This window comes from Fictibacillus sp. 7GRE50, from assembly GCF_015903875.1.
GTDB lineage: Bacteria > Bacillota > Bacilli > Bacillales > Fictibacillaceae > Fictibacillus > Fictibacillus phosphorivorans.
On the sequence record NZ_JACZDW010000010.1, the window covers coordinates 42,347 to 59,448 of the forward strand.

Annotated in this window: 21 protein-coding genes and 12 tRNA genes; 31 read left to right on the forward strand and 2 right to left on the reverse strand. The window is 40.6% G+C overall.

Annotated features, from left to right (window positions below; genetic code table 11):
- Window positions 1-270: 270 nt before the first annotated feature.
- The 4 genes from IHV12_RS21355 to IHV12_RS21370 are packed head-to-tail and all read left to right on the forward strand — an operon-like array spanning window position 271 to window position 2,392.
- On the forward strand, window positions 271-576 hold the full coding sequence (locus IHV12_RS21355; protein ID WP_144704740.1) for an antibiotic biosynthesis monooxygenase family protein: 306 nt from the start codon (window positions 271-273) through the stop codon (window positions 574-576).
- Window positions 573-953 carry a hypothetical protein gene (locus IHV12_RS21360; protein WP_197192183.1) on the forward strand — a complete coding sequence of 127 codons (381 nt, stop codon included), beginning with the start codon at window positions 573-575 and terminating at the stop codon, window positions 951-953. The genes IHV12_RS21355 and IHV12_RS21360 overlap by 4 nt, the downstream gene beginning before the upstream one ends.
- Window positions 954-974: 21 nt before the next feature.
- Window positions 975-1,625, forward strand: a complete 651-nt coding sequence (locus tag IHV12_RS21365; RefSeq protein ID WP_197192184.1) for a cobalamin B12-binding domain-containing protein — start codon at window positions 975-977, stop codon at window positions 1,623-1,625.
- On the forward strand, window positions 1,622-2,392 hold the full coding sequence (locus tag IHV12_RS21370) for an STAS domain-containing protein (protein WP_197192185.1): 771 nt from the start codon (window positions 1,622-1,624) through the stop codon (window positions 2,390-2,392). The genes IHV12_RS21365 and IHV12_RS21370 overlap by 4 nt, the downstream gene beginning before the upstream one ends.
- A gap of 16 nt (window positions 2,393-2,408) precedes the next feature.
- Here the strand turns inward: IHV12_RS21370 and IHV12_RS21375 are convergent, their stop codons facing one another.
- Window positions 2,409-3,125, reverse strand: coding sequence for a rhomboid family intramembrane serine protease (locus IHV12_RS21375; RefSeq protein WP_231620829.1), 717 nt, complete (start codon window positions 3,123-3,125; stop codon window positions 2,409-2,411).
- A gap of 120 nt (window positions 3,126-3,245) precedes the next feature.
- On the opposite strand from IHV12_RS21375, the gene acpS reads away from it, so the two are divergent.
- The 14 genes from acpS (at window position 3,246) to IHV12_RS21445 (ending at window position 14,933) form a co-directional block, all read left to right on the forward strand.
- On the forward strand, window positions 3,246-3,605 hold the full coding sequence (gene acpS, locus IHV12_RS21380) for a holo-ACP synthase (RefSeq protein ID WP_197192186.1): 360 nt from the start codon (window positions 3,246-3,248) through the stop codon (window positions 3,603-3,605).
- Window positions 3,606-3,731: 126 nt separating this feature from the next.
- On the forward strand, window positions 3,732-4,739 hold the full coding sequence (locus IHV12_RS21385) for a LolA family protein (protein WP_197134371.1): 1,008 nt from the start codon (window positions 3,732-3,734) through the stop codon (window positions 4,737-4,739).
- Window positions 4,740-5,027: 288 nt separating this feature from the next.
- Complete coding sequence (gene alr, locus IHV12_RS21390; protein ID WP_197192187.1) at window positions 5,028-6,200, forward strand: alanine racemase; 1,173 nt, start codon at window positions 5,028-5,030, stop codon at window positions 6,198-6,200.
- 141 nt (window positions 6,201-6,341) lie between these two features.
- On the forward strand, window positions 6,342-6,623 hold the full coding sequence (locus IHV12_RS21395; RefSeq protein WP_066390801.1) for a CopG family ribbon-helix-helix protein: 282 nt from the start codon (window positions 6,342-6,344) through the stop codon (window positions 6,621-6,623).
- A gap of 3 nt (window positions 6,624-6,626) precedes the next feature.
- Window positions 6,627-6,977 carry a type II toxin-antitoxin system PemK/MazF family toxin gene (locus IHV12_RS21400; protein WP_066239453.1) on the forward strand — a complete coding sequence of 117 codons (351 nt, stop codon included), beginning with the start codon at window positions 6,627-6,629 and terminating at the stop codon, window positions 6,975-6,977.
- A 400-nt stretch (window positions 6,978-7,377) separates the two neighbouring features.
- Window positions 7,378-8,196 carry an STAS domain-containing protein gene (locus tag IHV12_RS22995; RefSeq protein WP_305069395.1) on the forward strand — a complete coding sequence of 273 codons (819 nt, stop codon included), beginning with the start codon at window positions 7,378-7,380 and terminating at the stop codon, window positions 8,194-8,196.
- Between the two features lie 17 nt (window positions 8,197-8,213).
- Window positions 8,214-8,570 (forward strand): STAS domain-containing protein, encoded by a 357-nt coding sequence (locus IHV12_RS21410; protein ID WP_066239455.1) that lies wholly within the window; start codon window positions 8,214-8,216, stop codon window positions 8,568-8,570.
- 2 nt (window positions 8,571-8,572) lie between these two features.
- Window positions 8,573-8,974 carry an anti-sigma regulatory factor gene (locus tag IHV12_RS21415; RefSeq protein WP_066285716.1) on the forward strand — a complete coding sequence of 134 codons (402 nt, stop codon included), beginning with the start codon at window positions 8,573-8,575 and terminating at the stop codon, window positions 8,972-8,974.
- A gap of 11 nt (window positions 8,975-8,985) precedes the next feature.
- Window positions 8,986-9,993, forward strand: a complete 1,008-nt coding sequence (locus IHV12_RS21420; protein WP_197192188.1) for a PP2C family protein-serine/threonine phosphatase — start codon at window positions 8,986-8,988, stop codon at window positions 9,991-9,993.
- A 63-nt stretch (window positions 9,994-10,056) separates the two neighbouring features.
- Window positions 10,057-10,389, forward strand: coding sequence for an STAS domain-containing protein (locus IHV12_RS21425; RefSeq protein WP_191755225.1), 333 nt, complete (start codon window positions 10,057-10,059; stop codon window positions 10,387-10,389).
- A complete protein-coding gene (gene rsbW, locus IHV12_RS21430; RefSeq protein ID WP_197134381.1) occupies window positions 10,386-10,874 on the forward strand; it encodes an anti-sigma B factor RsbW in 489 nt (162 codons plus the stop codon). Before IHV12_RS21425 ends, rsbW begins: the two co-directional genes overlap by 4 nt.
- Window positions 10,840-11,631, forward strand: a complete 792-nt coding sequence (gene sigB, locus IHV12_RS21435) for an RNA polymerase sigma factor SigB (protein ID WP_066390807.1) — start codon at window positions 10,840-10,842, stop codon at window positions 11,629-11,631. Before rsbW ends, sigB begins: the two co-directional genes overlap by 35 nt.
- Window positions 11,628-12,239 carry a SpoIIE family protein phosphatase gene (locus IHV12_RS21440; protein WP_197134384.1) on the forward strand — a complete coding sequence of 204 codons (612 nt, stop codon included), beginning with the start codon at window positions 11,628-11,630 and terminating at the stop codon, window positions 12,237-12,239. Before sigB ends, IHV12_RS21440 begins: the two co-directional genes overlap by 4 nt.
- 564 nt (window positions 12,240-12,803) lie before the next feature.
- Complete coding sequence (locus IHV12_RS21445) at window positions 12,804-14,933, forward strand: Tex family protein (protein ID WP_197192191.1); 2,130 nt, start codon at window positions 12,804-12,806, stop codon at window positions 14,931-14,933.
- Window positions 14,934-14,969: 36 nt separating this feature from the next.
- On the opposite strand, the gene cmpA is transcribed toward IHV12_RS21445, so the two are convergent.
- Window positions 14,970-15,092, reverse strand: coding sequence for a cortex morphogenetic protein CmpA (gene cmpA, locus IHV12_RS21450; RefSeq protein WP_197192189.1), 123 nt, complete (start codon window positions 15,090-15,092; stop codon window positions 14,970-14,972).
- Window positions 15,093-15,191: 99 nt separating this feature from the next.
- Between cmpA and IHV12_RS21455 the strand changes: the two genes are divergently transcribed.
- The 13 genes from IHV12_RS21455 (at window position 15,192) to IHV12_RS21515 (ending at window position 16,994) form a co-directional block, all read left to right on the forward strand.
- Window positions 15,192-15,650, forward strand: coding sequence for a SprT family protein (locus IHV12_RS21455; protein ID WP_197192190.1), 459 nt, complete (start codon window positions 15,192-15,194; stop codon window positions 15,648-15,650).
- A 176-nt stretch (window positions 15,651-15,826) separates the two neighbouring features.
- Window positions 15,827-15,901 (forward strand) — tRNA-Asn (locus IHV12_RS21460).
- Between the two features lie 3 nt (window positions 15,902-15,904).
- A tRNA-Ser gene (locus IHV12_RS21465) sits at window positions 15,905-15,995 on the forward strand.
- A gap of 3 nt (window positions 15,996-15,998) precedes the next feature.
- Window positions 15,999-16,073: transfer RNA gene (locus IHV12_RS21470), tRNA-Glu, on the forward strand.
- A gap of 34 nt (window positions 16,074-16,107) precedes the next feature.
- A tRNA-Asp gene (locus IHV12_RS21475) sits at window positions 16,108-16,183 on the forward strand.
- A gap of 15 nt (window positions 16,184-16,198) precedes the next feature.
- Window positions 16,199-16,273: transfer RNA gene (locus tag IHV12_RS21480), tRNA-Gln, on the forward strand.
- Between the two features lie 41 nt (window positions 16,274-16,314).
- Window positions 16,315-16,390: transfer RNA gene (locus IHV12_RS21485), tRNA-Lys, on the forward strand.
- A gap of 15 nt (window positions 16,391-16,405) precedes the next feature.
- A tRNA-Leu gene (locus IHV12_RS21490) sits at window positions 16,406-16,489 on the forward strand.
- A gap of 51 nt (window positions 16,490-16,540) precedes the next feature.
- Window positions 16,541-16,626, forward strand: a tRNA-Leu gene (locus IHV12_RS21495).
- A gap of 35 nt (window positions 16,627-16,661) precedes the next feature.
- A tRNA-Arg gene (locus IHV12_RS21500) sits at window positions 16,662-16,738 on the forward strand.
- A gap of 10 nt (window positions 16,739-16,748) precedes the next feature.
- Window positions 16,749-16,825 (forward strand) — tRNA-Pro (locus IHV12_RS21505).
- 7 nt (window positions 16,826-16,832) lie between these two features.
- A tRNA-Gly gene (locus IHV12_RS21510) sits at window positions 16,833-16,906 on the forward strand.
- An 11-nt stretch (window positions 16,907-16,917) separates the two neighbouring features.
- Window positions 16,918-16,994, forward strand: a tRNA-Ile gene (locus IHV12_RS21515).
- Window positions 16,995-17,102: the final 108 nt, after the last annotated feature.

Sequence of the window (17,102 nt, forward strand, 5' to 3'; positions counted from 1 at the left end):
CCAAAGGATAGAACCAGCTCATAATCGAGTGGTTCTATCCTTTTTTCTATGTTCAGAAGTTTGAAAAATAATTACTGTTTTAGGGCCTAATTCTCCTTGTGCATTTTTACTTAAATTCGACTTCTTTGCATATTTCCTGTAATATGAGTGGTTCAAATTTAAAAGGTGTTCCTAGTTAAAATAGCTAGCAGGAAAAATATAGAGTTTATTGAATCTTTTATGAGATAAACATTTTGTGTCGTTTAAATACATCCAAGAGGTGATGTTTCCATGTATACCGTTTTCTCTACGTTTGATGTTCCAAACGAAAAAGCAGACGAAGTAATAAATATATATAAGAACCGTTCTAGATCAGTAGATAATGCCGATGGCTTTGTTGACTTCTTGTTGCTTCAGAACGATAAGCGCGCAGGTGAGCTGACCGTTCAACTCATATTTACGTCTAAGGAAGCTTATTTAAAATGGGTAAGAAGTGAGGAGTTTAAGAAGATTCATGATTTAGAAAAGAAGTATCCCGATCAAGAATTAGCAGCTGTCATTCCCACTGTTAAGCAATATAAGGTGGTTGCCAAATGACGGAATTTAACATAAATGATATGGTAGAAAGAATAACAGAAAAAATTTACCAAAAAGATCCTTCTCTTGTCGAAAGATATGGTGACAAGGGGAGAGTGAAGTGCATCGAAGATAATCACCATCACTTTAAGCACTTAGAAACGGCATACGAACTTGATAACAGTGCATTCTTTACGGATTATGCGATCTGGCTGGATGGTATTCTGCAAAAGTTTGGAATGAGTACACAGCTTTTGATGGATAATTTCGACTTTATTATAGAAGTTCTTTTAGAAGAGAAGGAAAAGCAAAGAATAGAAAATACCCGTGTCGGTATTTATATCGGATATTTGAAACAAGCAAACGATATTTTGCGTAGTAAAGTTGAATCACACTAAATTAAAGGAGAGGTCCCATCCATGGCTATTTCAGAAGCTGAAAAACTGGCTCGTCTGTTTTTAGAAGGTAATCATGTTGAGGCATTACGTTTTATTAAACAGCAGCCTGACCAAAATCGAATGGTTTTGTTTCGAGACCTATTTACTCCTGCAATGTATATGATTGGAGACCTCTGGGAAAACAATGAGATTTCAGTCGCTGATGAACATTTAGCGACGGGGGTCTGTGATTTTGTTCTTTCCAGATTATTTCAAGTATCAGCAGATGAAACACCAGGTAAAAAGAAAGCCATGTTTTTGTGCTTGCAAGGTGAACAGCATTATCTTGGAATTAAAATGATCAACAGTATTTTTGAAGAAAAAGGCTGGGAAACGAAATACTATGGAGCAAGCTTGCCGTTGGAATATGCTTTGAAATCTGCACTGCAATGGAAGCCAGAAGTTATCGGTTTATCCGTTTCCATCGTATACAACCTCCCTGTGTTAAAGAATTATGTTCGGTCGTTAGCCGCGCTGCCGAATAAGCCTGTTATCTTAGTAGGCGGACGACTAACAGAAAAATACGATTTAGAACCATATGTAAATAATCAGGGAATCATTATAAAAAACCTTAAACAGGCAGAAAAATGGCTGGATGAATATACCCAAGAGAGGATCAATGCCTACAAATGAGCAGTGTCTTACCTGTACCGTACGTAAAGATAGATAAGCATGGAGTTATTCACGATCGATCCTCCAAAGCCATTGAAATGTTGGACTTGCAGGCTGAAACAATTCGGGATTGTTTTGATGAAGAAAGTCATAACAAGCTAATGAAGTTTATGATGCCGTTTGAAGGCGAAAAGACATTTGAAGCAAACATAAAAGCGAGAAATCAACCGTTCTTGCTTTGCGACATCTCTATTTGTTGGGAAGGCGAATTCGCGCACATTGTTTTTATTCCAATCGGGAAACACGTCCAAGGGCTTGAAGAAAAACTTTTAGAACTTAGACTCAGGTTATCTTCTACAGATTTTGAGTTATTCGAAAAGAAAGAAGCGTTAGAAGATGCAATGAAACGTCTTGATGAATTGTCTGGACCGTTCATTCCGATCTCAGAAAAGATGGCGTTTGTTCCCTTGTTTGGTGATGTGAATGAGAGCAAGATGATCACCGTAACAGGTAATGCTTTGAAAGCCGCGTACGAAGGTCAATTTGAAGAGATTTTCTTCGATCTATCGGCAACAGGAGAAATTGATGAGGGTGGCGTGCAAAAATTAAGCGAGCTTTTCCGCATGCTTCAGTACATGAATGGGAAACCAGTAAAAATCATTGGAGTAAAGCCTAAACATGCTAGGCAGTTGAACGCTTTGGATGTGGATTGGCCTGTCTATTTTGAAACTTCTTTAAAAGATGTCTTGATCGAGCATCTTCAAATAGGAAAAGCACCTCAAACGTGATGAGGTGCTTTTTGTGTTACCATCTTTTTTTCTTACGATGAAGGGAAGCGAAAATGATTGGAGCGAGAGCAGCCCCGCCTATTAAACCGAACAGGTGACCCATGACGTTAATTCGTGCATTCATAAACGTGGTAACTAAGCTAATTCCCAATACAACGAGAAGAATCTGTGTGTTGGCTTGATCAATATATTGACGGTGGTTATATAGCATGTATACGTAAATACCGAACAAACCGAAAATAGCTCCTGATGCACCGATATGAGCGTAAGAAAGTGGAAGCAGCAGTAGAGTAGCAATATTTGCAATTAATCCAGCACCTACATACCCGATAATAAATCGTGCTTTTCCAAGGATTCCTTCAAGTGCAGGACCGAACAAAACAAGTGAGAACGAGTTGAAGATCAGATGACCAGCAGCTTCGTGTGTAACAATAGGGGTAAATAAACGCCAATACTCTCCAGCGGTAATGTAATAGTTAGATCCAACCATAAAATGATACAAAGAGGTAGAAAAAGGGGTAAAATTAATAAGAAGAAACACGATAATATGTGCAGCAACTAAAAAAGTAACAATAGGATAGCGCCTAATAAAGGTCTGAAAGCTTTCATCTCTTATAAACATGGAAATAGTATCACCCTTTTTATATAAAGTGTAGGCTGTTTTTTCGTTGAGTGGAGTTAAAGCCTGCCCCGCAGAAAGAACGCGAAGCACATGAAACGAAATCATCTTCATGCAAGAAAAACAAACTTTTTAAAAACAGCCCAAATTTAAACATATTTATTCATCTTCCTTAAGTTTACCATGTGATGGTAGATAGGGCGAAGGATATAGCTGTAAAGGAGCTTTTATTTAATGATTGTAGGAACAGGCATCGATATGATCGAACTAAAACGAATCAAACAGGTGGTTTCCCATCAACCTCGTTTTCCGGAGCGTGTGTTAACGCCGTTCGAACAAAAAAGGTTTCAGTCTTTAAATGGGAACAGAAGATTTGAATATCTTGCGGGACGATTTGCAGCAAAAGAAGCAATGGCTAAAGCGCTCGGTGTTGGAATCGGCGCTGAACTTTCGTGGCAGGACATGGAAATCAAATCAGATGAAAAAGGTAAGCCATTTCTTACATCTCCTTACCCATATTTATGCCATCTCTCTATCTCTCATACGAAAGAATACGCGATTGCACAAGTGGTTTTAGAAAGCTCGTCAAGCTAGTCTGCATATTGTCCAGGGTTGTCTCATATATTGTAATGCGGTAGAAGGGGTAGTCCTTTGCAAGGTGCAGAGAGTTGGTCCCCCTTCAATGTCGAAATTACTTTGGGACAAAGGGGATGGCAAAAAATGAAGAAAACACTGTCAATGATGTTGACGGCGTTCATGATCGTATTGGTTCTGTCGGCATGTGGTGCACAAAGCCAGAACGATGTTTTAGATTCCTTGGAAGAAAGAATGGAATCCATGACAGGCTACAAAGCTGAAGCCAAGATGACATTGAGCACAGGAGAGAAGCCACTGACTTACGATTTAGAAATTTGGCATAAGAAGCCCGATTTTTATCGAGTCAGCTTAAAGAATGCTGAAAAAGATCAAAGTCAGATGATACTGCGTAACAAAGATGGAGTTTTCGTTCTTACGCCAGCTCTGAATAAAAGTTTCCGATTCCAAAGTGACTGGCCAGAGAACAACAGCCAAGTCTATTTGTTCCAATCACTTATTTCGGACATCTTGAACGATACGGACAGAGGATTTAAATCAAAAGAGAAAAGCTATGTTTTCCATACAAAAACTAATTATCAAAACAAAAATCTATATCAGCAGGAGATTACACTAAATAAAGATCTTGATCCTCAACAAGTGCGAATTATGGATCAAGACCAAAAAGAGCTTGTAAGACTGGATTTCTCAAAAGTTAAGTTTAACGCAAAATTTGATAAGAACGCTTTTGATATGGAATCAAACATGAGTAGTGCTCAATTTGAAGTACCTACATTCTCTGGTGCTGGAGAAGAGTTCGAGGTGCTGTATCCGACTTATACAGCTAACTTGAACATCGTAAATGAAAGAGAAGTCGCAGAAGGCGAAGATGATTCCAAAGTGGTATTAAACTATGCTGATGAAGACAAATCTTTTACATTGATGCAGCAGAAAAACACAGCTGTTGAAACAGCTTCCCGTCTCACAATGTCTAGTGGTGAACCTGTTGATCTAGGTTTTACTGTTGGCGCGATGACAGATCAATCGATTACATGGAATTTTAACGGTGTGGATTACTTGCTTGTCTCTAATAACCTCGGTGAAGAAGAGTTGATGGCGATTGCCCGCTCAGTGAGCGGAGAGGCGATTAAATAATTTCTACATTATATATACTAATAGGAAAACAGGCTGGCGATGATGCTAGCCTGTTTTTATTTGATTGTAAGGTATTAGAGGTAGCGGCTAGTGTTTACATTGTCGAGGATTGTAGACTCGTGGATAAAGTAGCAAAACTTTTGGACTGAGAACAAAAACTCGTTGATAAACTCTCAAAACTTTTTGATTGTACATACATATTTGTGGATTGAAGCGTTAGGATGCTTACATAAATCACGCTAAGAGGGTAAAATAGAAGGCAGCAATCTAAACAGGGAGGCAAACATCATGGATAAACATCATTATTATCGAGACACGTGGGCGGAAATTGACTTAGACAAGATCAGTCAAAATGTAGAATCATTTAAGAAACATCTCCCTGATCAAAAGATTATGGCTGTTGTAAAAGCAAATGGTTATGGCCATGGCGCTTTTCAAATTGCAGAAGAAGCTTTGAGGTCTGGAGCAGAGTGGCTTGCTGTAGCGATGCTCGATGAAGGATTAGCTTTACGTAAACAAGGAATCTCAGCACCGATTTTAGTTATGAACCGGGTAAGACCCGAATATGCTAATCTTGCGGCAGAAAATGAATTAAGCCTTACCGTCTTTCAAAAAGAATGGCTGATTGATGCGGAACCACATATTAAAGACACAAATCACCGTGTGAAGGTTCATCTAAAGATCGACACCGGTATGGGGCGAGTAGGGTTTAGGGAAGAAAGTGAGTTGCGAGAAGTAGCGCACTTCATCAAACAATCATCTACGTTTGAAGCAGAAGGTGTCTTTACCCATTTTGCAACAGCAGACGAATGGGAATCAGAACTTTTTGAGAAACAGAGAAAGAGCTTTATTAAATATATAGACTTGCTTAACACATGGGGATTGAATCCGGCTCTCATTCACAGTGCCAATAGCGCTGCGGCTCTTAGAAAAGTAGAAGGGCCGTTCAATCTGGTTCGACTCGGAATCAGTATGTATGGATTGGCGCCATCTAACGAATTAAAACAAGACTTGCCTTTTCCGCTAGAAGAGGCGTTCAGTCTGCACTCTCAGCTCATTCATGTTAAAAAACTGATGCCTGGGGATACTGTAAGCTATGGAGCTACTTATACAGCAACAAAAGAGGAGTGGGTAGGTACACTTCCAATCGGCTATGCGGACGGCTGGCAAAGAAGATTTTCCCCAGGAGCTTCGGTGCTTATAAAGGGGGAACGAATGCCGATCATCGGCAGAATCTGTATGGATCAATGTATGGTTAGGCTGCCAAAGAGACTAGATGTTGGTGAAGTTGCTACTTTAATAGGAAATCAGCAGTCAGAGAGAATAGAAATGGATGAGATCGCGCGTATCGCAAATACGATAAATTATGAAATTCCGTGCCTCATTTCTGCTCGAGTGCCGAGAGTTTATACAAAAAAGGGTCGAATTTTAGAAAATATGAATGTAATTCTAAATTTTTAGCAGAATATTAGAAGGACTATTAAAAATTTTGTAGAATAAATACTTTGAAATCGCTTTGCAAATGGATTATTGAAGTGATAAGATTAAATGTGGTTAAAAGGAATTTGATCGTAGTATAGCTTTGCGCTGGAGGTGTATGTTGTGTCCGAATTGAACACAAAACGAATAGTGATTAGTCTTCCTCAGAAATTACTAAGTGAGGTAGATCGCGTCATAAAAAAAGAAAATTTGGACCGCAGCGAATTTATCCATCAAGCTACTGAGATGTTTCTTCGTGAGCGGAAGAATAAGCGTCAGTTTCGTGATGAGATGAAACAAGGTTACATGGAAATGGCTAAGATCAATCTAACGATTGCTTCAGAAGCATTTATGTTAGAGGAGGAAGCCGATCATACCTTGGACCGCTTAGTTAGCGGGGTGTAGTCCTTGATAGTCAAACGCGGAGACGTTTACTTTGCAGATCTTTCACCGGTAGTTGGATCAGAACAAGGCGGAATTCGTCCTGTACTGATTATACAGAATGATATCGGGAACCGTTTTAGCCCTACTGTTATCGTTGCAGCAATCACAGCTCAAATTCAGAAAGCTAAACTTCCAACACACGTTGAAATAGATTCAAAAAAATACGGCTTTGAACGGGATTCAGTTATTTTGCTTGAACAGATCAGGACGATTGACAAGCAAAGATTAACAGATAAAATAACACAACTGGATGAAGACATGATGCGCAGGGTAGACGACGCATTGCAGATCAGTACTGGTCTGGTTGATTTTTAACTTATAACATCATTTAGGAAACTGTCTGACGGGGATGTCTGGCGGTTTTTTATTTTTTTACGGAAGTTAAAAGGATAGTTGGAACACTAGGTACAATTTTCCTATTATGCAAAAAGGATTCATAAGGTGTTTAAAGTGTTATCAGGTATTTTAATGAAAGAAGATAAACTTTAAGTTTTAAGGTTCATATTACTCATTCTCTGACTCAGCAAGGAATGAACCCCTTTTAATGGGAACAAGTATACGAATACTATTTAAATATTTTTGTAAAAAAATACATGTTTAGCTTTTTGAATCTTGGGTTATATATCCAAAGCTAGTAAAAGAGTAAACATTGCACAATATATTCAGAAGTGAAATAATAGAATTGAGACTACATGTAGTGGGGGTGCAAGAAAAATTGGACAACTTGATTGTACAGATGATCAATGAAAATCAAGAAACCCTAAAAAATAATTGGCTTAAAGAAGTTAAGCTTTTTAAAGAAAAAGAACTGATTGGAACAACTTTAAAGTTTAGTGAAGAAACGGACCAACAGTTTTTTGCTATGTTGATTAAGCACATTAATTTTCACGATATTTCTAAAGACGGAACACTTGATGATTTTTTTGATCAAGTTCTTCATACAGGTTTACCATTAAGTTATTTAACACAAGGACTTCAAGCGGCACGTCGTGTCGTTTTAAATCTTTTAGTGGAAACGGAAAACGACAAAGAGAAGGTGTCGGCTGTATACCGTGAGATCGATCGCTGGTTAGATCCGATTCTAAATCGCGTTGTTGAAAACTCCTCTCAGATTTGGGAGAGAACCGTATCCGTTCAAAAAACGGCATTATTAGAGCTTTCTGCTCCATTAATCCCAGTATTCAAAAATATCAGTGTTATGCCTCTTATCGGATCGATTGATACAGAGCGTGCGAAGCTGATTATGGAAAACCTTTTAAACGGAGTGATCAAGTATCGCTCGGAAGTGGTATTGATCGATATTACGGGAGTACCGGTCGTTGATACGATGGTTGCTCATCATATTATTCAAGCAGCAGATGCTGTGCGTTTATTAGGTTCTACGTGTATCCTAGTAGGAATACGTCCTGAAATTGCACAAACGATCGTAAGCTTAGGAATTGATCTAAGTCTGTTCCCGACGAAAAGTACGCTTCAAAAGGGTATGGAAAACGCTCTGGAAATCACAAATCAGCAGTTAATTAGCAATAAATAGGGAGTGAGAGTAAAAAAATGAGAATTCCTATTTTAAAATTGCACGAATATTTACTGATCACCATTCAAGTAGAGATGGATGATCAGACAGCTCTTCAATTTCAAGAAGACTTACTAAATAAAATTCACGATACAGGTGCGAAAGGAGTTGTTATTGACCTAACGTCAGTAGACATGATCGACTCCTTTATAGCTAAGGTTCTTGGAGATGTAGTGAGGATGTCAAAATTAATGGGAGCTCAAGTTGTATTAACAGGAATACAACCGGCAGTTGCTATTACTTTAATTGACCTTGGAATTTCAATGAGGGAAGTTTCGACAGCACTTGACTTAGAACAGGGGCTTGATAAATTGCGTCTGGAACTGGAGGGGTGACTATGGACATCCAATCCTGTGTGGAAGTACGCAACGAGTGGGACATCGTAAGTGCCCGTCAACTTGGAAGAAACATGGCGAAAGAGTTAGGTTTCGGAAACGTTGATCAAGCAAGAATAACAACAGCGATATCTGAACTCGCCCGTAATATCTACTTATATGCGGGACGAGGTAAGATTTGCATTGAACCAATCGATCAATTAGGAAGAAAAGGACTGCGAATCGTAGCCTTAGATAATGGTCCTGGAATTCGAGAGATCCGAAAAGTTATGGAAGATGGATATACCACTTCTGGCGGATTAGGAGCTGGGTTACCAGGCGTGAAGCGTTTAATGGATGAATTCTCAATCGAATCCACAGTTGATGTGGGAACGGAGATATCAGCTACTAAATGGCTTCGTTAGGAGGAGAGCTCTTGACCGCAAAAGACGCACTAACGGAACGTTACCAAGATTTATTATCGGTCTATCTAAAAGCTAAAACAGAGACGACCCTCTATAAAGGGCAACAATTCAGCAGGAAGTTATTAGAACAGCAGATATCACCAGAAGATCTTGTCAGTTTACACATTCAAGTGATGGATCAGCTGTTTCCGGATATGTCTGAAGAAATGAGAGATTCTTTTGACTTTCTGCTCGAAGCGATGATCGGCTACGGATTTGCTTATCGCGAGCATCAAAGCTTACGTGATAAGCAACAACAGCTTGAATCAGAGATTGAAGTTGCCGCAAGTATGCAGCAAACGTTACTGCTCAGTGATGTCCCAGGATTTGACCAGTTGGACATAGGGGTTGTCAGTGTTCCAGCGAAAAAAATGAATGGTGATTATTATAATTTTGTTAAGAGCGGCAACAGTTTAAGTGTCGCGGTAGCAGACATCATTGGTAAAGGCATACCCGCTGCACTGTGTATGTCTATGATTAAATACGCGATGGACAGTTTGCCTGAAGAACAGATGAAGCCTCATCTGCTTTTAGAGAACTTAAACCGTGTTGTGGAACAAAACGTTCATAGCAACATGTTCATCACCATGTTTCATGGGGTATATGAACCAGAAAGTCATAAGTTTTACTATGCGGGTGCTGGTCATGAACCAGGCTTTTTCTATCACGCAAAGGAAGACGAGTTTCAGGACTTGATCGCAAAAGGTCTTGTACTCGGCGTATCCAGAACAACCACCTACCATCCTTACGAAAAGATGATAGAAGTGGGAGACATGGTGATCCTTCTGTCAGACGGAGTGACTGAGTGCAGAACGAGCAAAGGATTCATCGAAAGAGAAGAAGTTGTTTCTCTTATTCGTAAATATATGAATCTGCCCTCTCAAAAGATTGTTGAGAATGTATTTCAGGAGCTTGATCGCCTTCAAGGTTTTGAGCTCAGAGATGATTTTACTTTAATTATTTTAAAACGACTGGTTTAATCAGTATTTGATTAGGGTAAAGGTACCTTATATGGTTCCATACAAAGCTTGGGGGGAAATAAAATGAATTTGCAAATAAATCAAGATCAAATAAATGAAACATACGAATTAAAGCTAACAGGAGAAGTCGATGCTTATACGGCTCCTAAGTTAAAAGAAGTGATGCTTCCGTTAACAGAGACAAAAGGAAACATCGTAATTGTAGATCTTTCTGGAATTGAATATATGGACAGCACAGGGCTAGGTATTTTCGTGGGAGCTTTAAAATCTTCCAAAGCAAATAGCAGCTCTTTAAAATTAAGAGGCATGACAGAACGCGTTAAGCGCATTTTTGAAATTACTGGATTAACAGAAGTAATGGATATTGAAAGTGGAGTAAAGGGGGAGGCGCTATGAGAACAGCGTCCGACTATATTGAAATGAAGGTCCCTGCAAAACCGGATTATGTGGGCGTCGTCAGGCTAACGATTTCAGGCTTGGCAAACCGCATGGGTTTTGCGTTTGACGAAATTGAAGATATCAAGATTGCAGTATCAGAAGCTGTGACTAACGTTGTAAATCATGCCTATACTGATACCGATGAAGACAAAGGCCAAGTTCGTATTGGCTGTAATATATATGATGACCGCATGGAAATTACGGTTGTCGACCAAGGAAAAAGCTTTGACGTCGAATCTATCTCAAAAAATCTTGGCCCTGTAGATGGTAAATCAGTTGATCAACTGCATGAGGGAGGTTTAGGCCTCTTTCTGATAGACACATTAATGGACAAGGTAGAAATAAGCAGTGAAGCCGGTGTCGTTGTAATGATGACGAAGTATCTTCACAGAGATGAGGTGGAGGAACATGTCGACAGAATCTCACCAGCGCCTTCACAGTAAAGAACAAGTCTATGCTTGGATTGATGAACTGCAGCAAGACCCGAAGAATGAAGAGATTCAGACTAACCTTGTGTTGCAGTATCAAGACTTAGTTCATTCACTAGCTCGGAAGTTTTCTAAAGGCAAAAGTATCCATGACGATTTAGTACAAGTCGGTATGATTGGATTGCTTGCCGCTTTTAGAAGGTACGACAAAACGTTCGGAAGATCATTTGAATCATTTGCTGTTCCAACAATCGTTGGGGAGATCAAACGTTTTATCCGTGATAAAACATGGAGTGTCCACGTACCTCGTCGAATTAAGGAACTAGGACCAAGAATCAAGAAAGCAGTGGAAGAACTAACTACGCGTTTACAGAGATCACCGAAAATCTTTGAAATTGCAGAGTACCTAGAAGTTTCTGAAGAAGAAGTTCTAGAGACGATGGAGATGGGCAAAAGTTATCAAGCTCTATCCGTGGATAGTTCTATTGAAGCTGATCAAGAAGGAAGTACGGTTACATTACTCGATCTAGTTGGTTCCAATGATGTTGGTTTTGATCAGATTGATAAAAGGATGCTTTTGGAGAAAGCTTTTGCTGTTCTTTCTGAACGCGAACGCGAAATTCTTCAATGTACGTATTTCGAGAATTTAAGCCAAAAGGAAACGGGAGAACGTTTAGATATCTCTCAAATGCATGTGTCACGACTTCAACGACGAGCACTTGAAAAGCTAAAAGAAGCGTTGCGTGTATCACCTTCGGAGGCTCTTAGATGATCGAACACTATCAGTTTAGCAAGGCATCTGTTTCCTCTTATCAAAAACCGAAAAAGGGAAATGATCTTTGCGGAGATAGTTTTTATGTGAAAGAAACGGAAGATTATTTGATTTGTGCAGTAGCAGATGGTCTAGGGAGCGGTAAGATGGCGAAAGAAGCTTCTGGGGCCGCTACTGATATTATCGATCAAAATCATCATGAAACTGTCGAGGGATTAATGCATCTTTGTAATGAAGGGCTTAGACATACTCGTGGGGCCGTGATTGCCATCGTTAAAGTCGATTATCATAATCATACAGCTACTTATTCAGGAGTTGGTAACATCCGTTTTATGATCTCTGCTGAAAGACAAAGAGCGATACACCCTTTACCGAAAGTCGGGTTTCTTGCAGGAAAGCCTGAAAAGTTTAAAGTACAAGACTTTAAATTCGAGAAAGAGTTAACTCTGATGCTTTATTCCGATGGTATGGATATTCATACACAAAGCCGTTCGTTGTTAACGAAAATGATATCACCAAAAGAGTCGGTCCTCTATATTAGTGGATTGCCTCAAGACATCAATGACGATGCAACTTGTCTCGTCGGACAAATAAATTTGATTTCGTAAAACATCACCTTCATTAGTTTGTAGGGTGGTGTTTTTTGTTTTGAATTTCTAAAAGATTATTTCTTTTAATTCCTCGTCTACTTTGACAGTTGATTGGAATGGAAGGTGCGTGCCAGCCACATGAGATACTTCTTGCAAGGCATGCGACGAGGAAGCTTACTACGGAGTATTAACTTTTAGACGCAGGAGCAAGGAACTTCTAAAGGTGGGCTGCCCTTAAAGTGGATGTGGCTCGTCCAGCCTCGACAAGCAAAAGGTGAATGGGCTAGGAAGGCGCATTTTGCCTTATTGACCGTTCACCTTTTGACCTCGAGGGGCTAGCCACTGCAACTAGCCAGGTGAGACACTTAAGAGTGAAACGTACAAATGTGGCTCACCGCCTGCCCCGCAGAAAGCGAGCAACCTGAAATGGAAATCAACGACTTACAAGAAAATGGTCTACAAACTCAGAAATAACCAATGCAATTTTTACGCCACCACTTCCTTGGTTTATAATAGTACTAATTGATTGAAAAAGGAGTGTTCTTATTGGGACAACCTATTAGTGAACAAGCGTTGAAAACAATGGAAACAGAATTGAACGTAAAAGGAAAACAAATCAACCAGGTTATTGCTCTTTTAGAAGAAGGGAACACGGTCCCGTTTATCGCGCGTTATCGAAAAGAATTAACGGGTGGTTTAGATGAAGTACAGATCAAAGACATTATGGACCGATGGACATATCTGCAAAACTTAGCTGCACGTAAAGAGGAAATCCTTCGTTTAATAGAAGAACAAGGAAAACTGACTGAAGAATTAACAGCAGCAATTGCAAAAGCCCAAAAGCTTCAAGATCTAGAAGATATCTATCGTCCATATAAACAAAAGAGAAGAACGAAAGCGACTGTAGCGAAAGAAAAAGGTCTCGAACCGCTAGCTTTATGGCTGTTAGAGCAAAGAAATGATGACCCACTAACTGAAGCCGCGGCATACATAAATGAAGAAAAAGAAGTGCATTCTGCTGATGATGCATTGACAGGTGCCAAAGATATCATCGCTGAAATGCTGTCTGACGATGCTGATATGCGAAAATGGATTCGGGAAGACACATTTTCAAAAGGTGAGATCAAAACAGATGGTAAGAACACGGAATTGGATGAGAAGAAAGTGTTCGAAATGTACTACGAATATCAAGAACCCATCCGTAAGATTGTTCCCCATCGTGTTTTGGCCGCCAATCGTGGGGAGAAAGAAAATATTTTAAGAGTAGGTATCGTTGCTCCTTCCGAACTGATCGTTTCAAAGATGGAGAGAAAAGTAGTGAAACGCTCGAGCTCACCAGCAGCACCTTTTATTATAGAAGCGATTGAAGATGCATATAAGCGATTGATTGCACCTTCCATCGAACGAGAAATTCGCGCGGCTCTAACCGAACAAGCGGAAGAGCGTGCGATTCATATTTTTTCTGAAAATGTAAGAAGTCTTCTATTACAAGCACCTCTAAAAGGAAAAGTTGTTCTAGGTGTTGACCCCGCTTACCGAACGGGTTGCAAACTAGGTGTAGTAGATGAAACCGGGAAAGTGCTTCATATTCAGACGATCTATCCGACACCGCCTCGATCAGAGGTAGAAAAATCGGCAGCAATCGTGAAGAAACTAATCGACCAATATGATATCGAGATCGCTGCAATCGGAAACGGTACGGCATCACGCGAAACAGAACAGTTTATCGCAGAGACGTTAAAGGACTTAGAGAGATCGGTAGCATATGTGATTGTTAACGAAGCGGGAGCGAGTGTATATTCCGCATCCACGGTCGCTCGAGAGGAATTCCCTGACCTTCAAGTTGAAGAAAGAAGCGCGGTATCCATTGCGCGAAGACTTCAAGACCCATTGGCCGAGCTCGTAAAAATCGATCCGAAATCTATCGGAGTTGGCCAGTATCAGCATGATGTTTCTCAAAAAAGACTTGGTGAAGAAATTTCCTTTGTTGTTGAAACCGCAGTTAACCAAGTTGGTGTTAACGTGAATACCGCATCATCGTCTCTTCTTCAATACGTATCAGGGTTGTCCAAAACCGTTGCGCAGAATATTATCGTCAAACGAAACGAGGTAGGGAAGTTCAAAAACCGAACAGAACTTAAGAAAATTCCTCGTCTTGGAGCAAAAACGTATGAGCAATGTATCGGGTTTTTACGTGTAGTAGACGGAGATCAACCGCTTGATCAGACGGGTATTCACCCAGAGAGCTATCCTGCAACGAAAGCTTTATTGAAGGAGCTTATATTCAAGCCTGCTGATATCGGCTCTGATGCCCTTGCAGAAAAGTTAAAATCACTTTCACTTGAAGCGACATCAGAAAAATTAGATATCGGCGTCCCAACATTAAAGGATATAATCGAAGGGCTCATGAAACCTGGTCGAGATCCTCGTGATGCTTTCTCTGGGCCAGTCCTAAAAACAGATGTTCTTAAGATGGAGGACTTGTCACAAGGAATGGAGCTGCAAGGGACCGTTCGAAACGTTGTAGATTTTGGTGCATTTGTAGATATAGGCGTCAAACAGGACGGGCTTGTTCACATTTCTAAACTTACCGATCGGTTTGTGAAAAATCCGATGGACGTAGTAAGTGTAGGGCAAGTCGTAACGGTATGGGTAGATTCTGTAGATGTAGCGAAACAGCGAATCGCTCTAACGATGATCGCACCTAAATAAAGGATACAACTCAAGATGAAGCACTTCTCCAGTGGATTACTCTTCACCGGAGGAGTGTTTTTTGTTATAAAAGAACCAGCATTGATTAAGTAAGCGGATTTGGTAACGGTCTTTTTGATAATAAGCACGACGGAGCTGTCTTTTAAACCATGTTGGCATATAGAGAACCTCCTTGAACTTCTTCCCAATCCGTTATTTGTGTATTAGTCTATGTATAGGAGCTTGTTGATGTGAACTTGAAATGTAAGGAGCTTGACCATGACGAATGAAGAATTGCAGAAGCTAACTGAGGAAATCTCAATTCAGTTCTTCAAAAAAACATTTCGCCACCAAGCGAGATTCAATAGAAGGCTGCGCACTACAGGAGGACGTTATCTTTTACGGTCCCATGATATAGAGATGAATCCTCATCTATATGAGGCATTCGGTATGGAAGAATTGATCGGGGTCATTAAGCATGAGCTCGTGCACTATCATATGCACATTGAAGGTAGAGGATATAAACACGGTGATGATGACTTCAAATTTTGGCTTAATAAAGTAGGCGGCTCTCGATTCTGTCAATCCATCCCGGAAAAAAGAAGAACAGAGAGTTATAAATACGCCTACATGTGCACAAACTGTATGCAGTCATATAAGAGAAAAAGGCAAATTGATACGAAAAGATATGTGTGTGGAAAGTGTAGGGGGAAATTAAAACAGGTTTCTTTAAAATAGGGTGTTGACTTCGATATTAAGTATGTGGTAATTTAATAAAGTCGCTGTTAGACATACCTATTACATAGCATTTAAAAGCAGGTATACTAATGCGAAAGCGGCTCAGAAAAAACTTCTAAAACTAGTTGACATCTGAGACGAAAACGATTATGATATTAATTGTCCTTAAAAGACATTCCACAGTAGCTCAGTGGTAGAGCTATCGGCTGTTAACCGATCGGTCGTAGGTTCGAGTCCTACCTGTGGAGCCATACAGAGAAGTACCCAAGTGGCTCAAGGGGCGCCCCTGCTAAGGGTGTAGATCGCTAACGCGGTGCGAGGGTTCGAATCCCTTCTTCTCTGCCATGTGGCCCGTTGGTCAAGCGGTTAAGACACCGCCCTTTCACGGCGGTAACACGGGTTCGAATCCCGTACGGGTCACCATATACTTTCATAAAAGTAATACCTATAGATTGATGGACTCGTGGTGTAGTGGTTAACATGCCTGCCTGTCACGCAGGAGATCGCCGGTTCGACCCCGGTCGGGTCCGCCATTATTTCTAAGGTGTTGGGCTATAGCCAAGCGGTAAGGCATCGCACTTTGACTGCGACATGCGTTGGTTCGAATCCAGCTAGCCCAGCCATTTTTTCTTTTTAAGATAAGTGTTTAAAACACTTCGAGTGAGAGCCATTAGCTCAGTTGGTAGAGCATCTGACTTTTAATCAGAGGGTCGAAGGTTCGAATCCTTCATGGCTCACCATTTTCAAATTAATATGCGGGTGTGGCGGAATTGGCAGACGCGCTAGACTTAGGATCTAGTGTCTTTGACGTGGGGGTTCGAGTCCCTTCACCCGCACCATATTAATTTTCTCAATAAGTTGCAGTGCTCATGCGCTGGCATCCTAGCCGCGCGGTCGTGGCGGAATGGCAGACGCGCTAGCTTGAGGGGCTAGTGGGGGTATCCCCGTGGAGGTTCGAGTCCTCTCGACCGCACCAACTTTAACTTATAACATAGAATACATTTTAAATATGCGCCCTTAGCTCAGCTGGATAGAGTGTTTGACTACGAATCAAAAGGTCGGGAGTTCGAATCTCTCAGGGCGCGCCATATTTACTTACGGGAAGTGGCTCAGCTTGGTAGAGCACCTGGTTTGGGACCAGGGGGTCGCAGGTTCAAATCCTGTCTTCCCGACCATACTTATGCGGGTGTAGTTTAGTGGTAAAACAAGAGCCTTCCAAGCTCTGGTCGTGAGTTCGATTCTCATCACCCGCTCCATTATTTTTTACGGGCCTATAGCTCAGCTGGTTAGAGCGCACGCCTGATAAGCGTGAGGTCGATGGTTCGAGTCCATTTAGGCCCACCATATGATCGTAAAAATGATCAAAAAAGAATTTTAAAAAAGTGCTTGACTTTATAACTTCCATTCGGTAAGATGATAAAGCTGTCTCGGAAAAAGACAAGCCAAACAAAC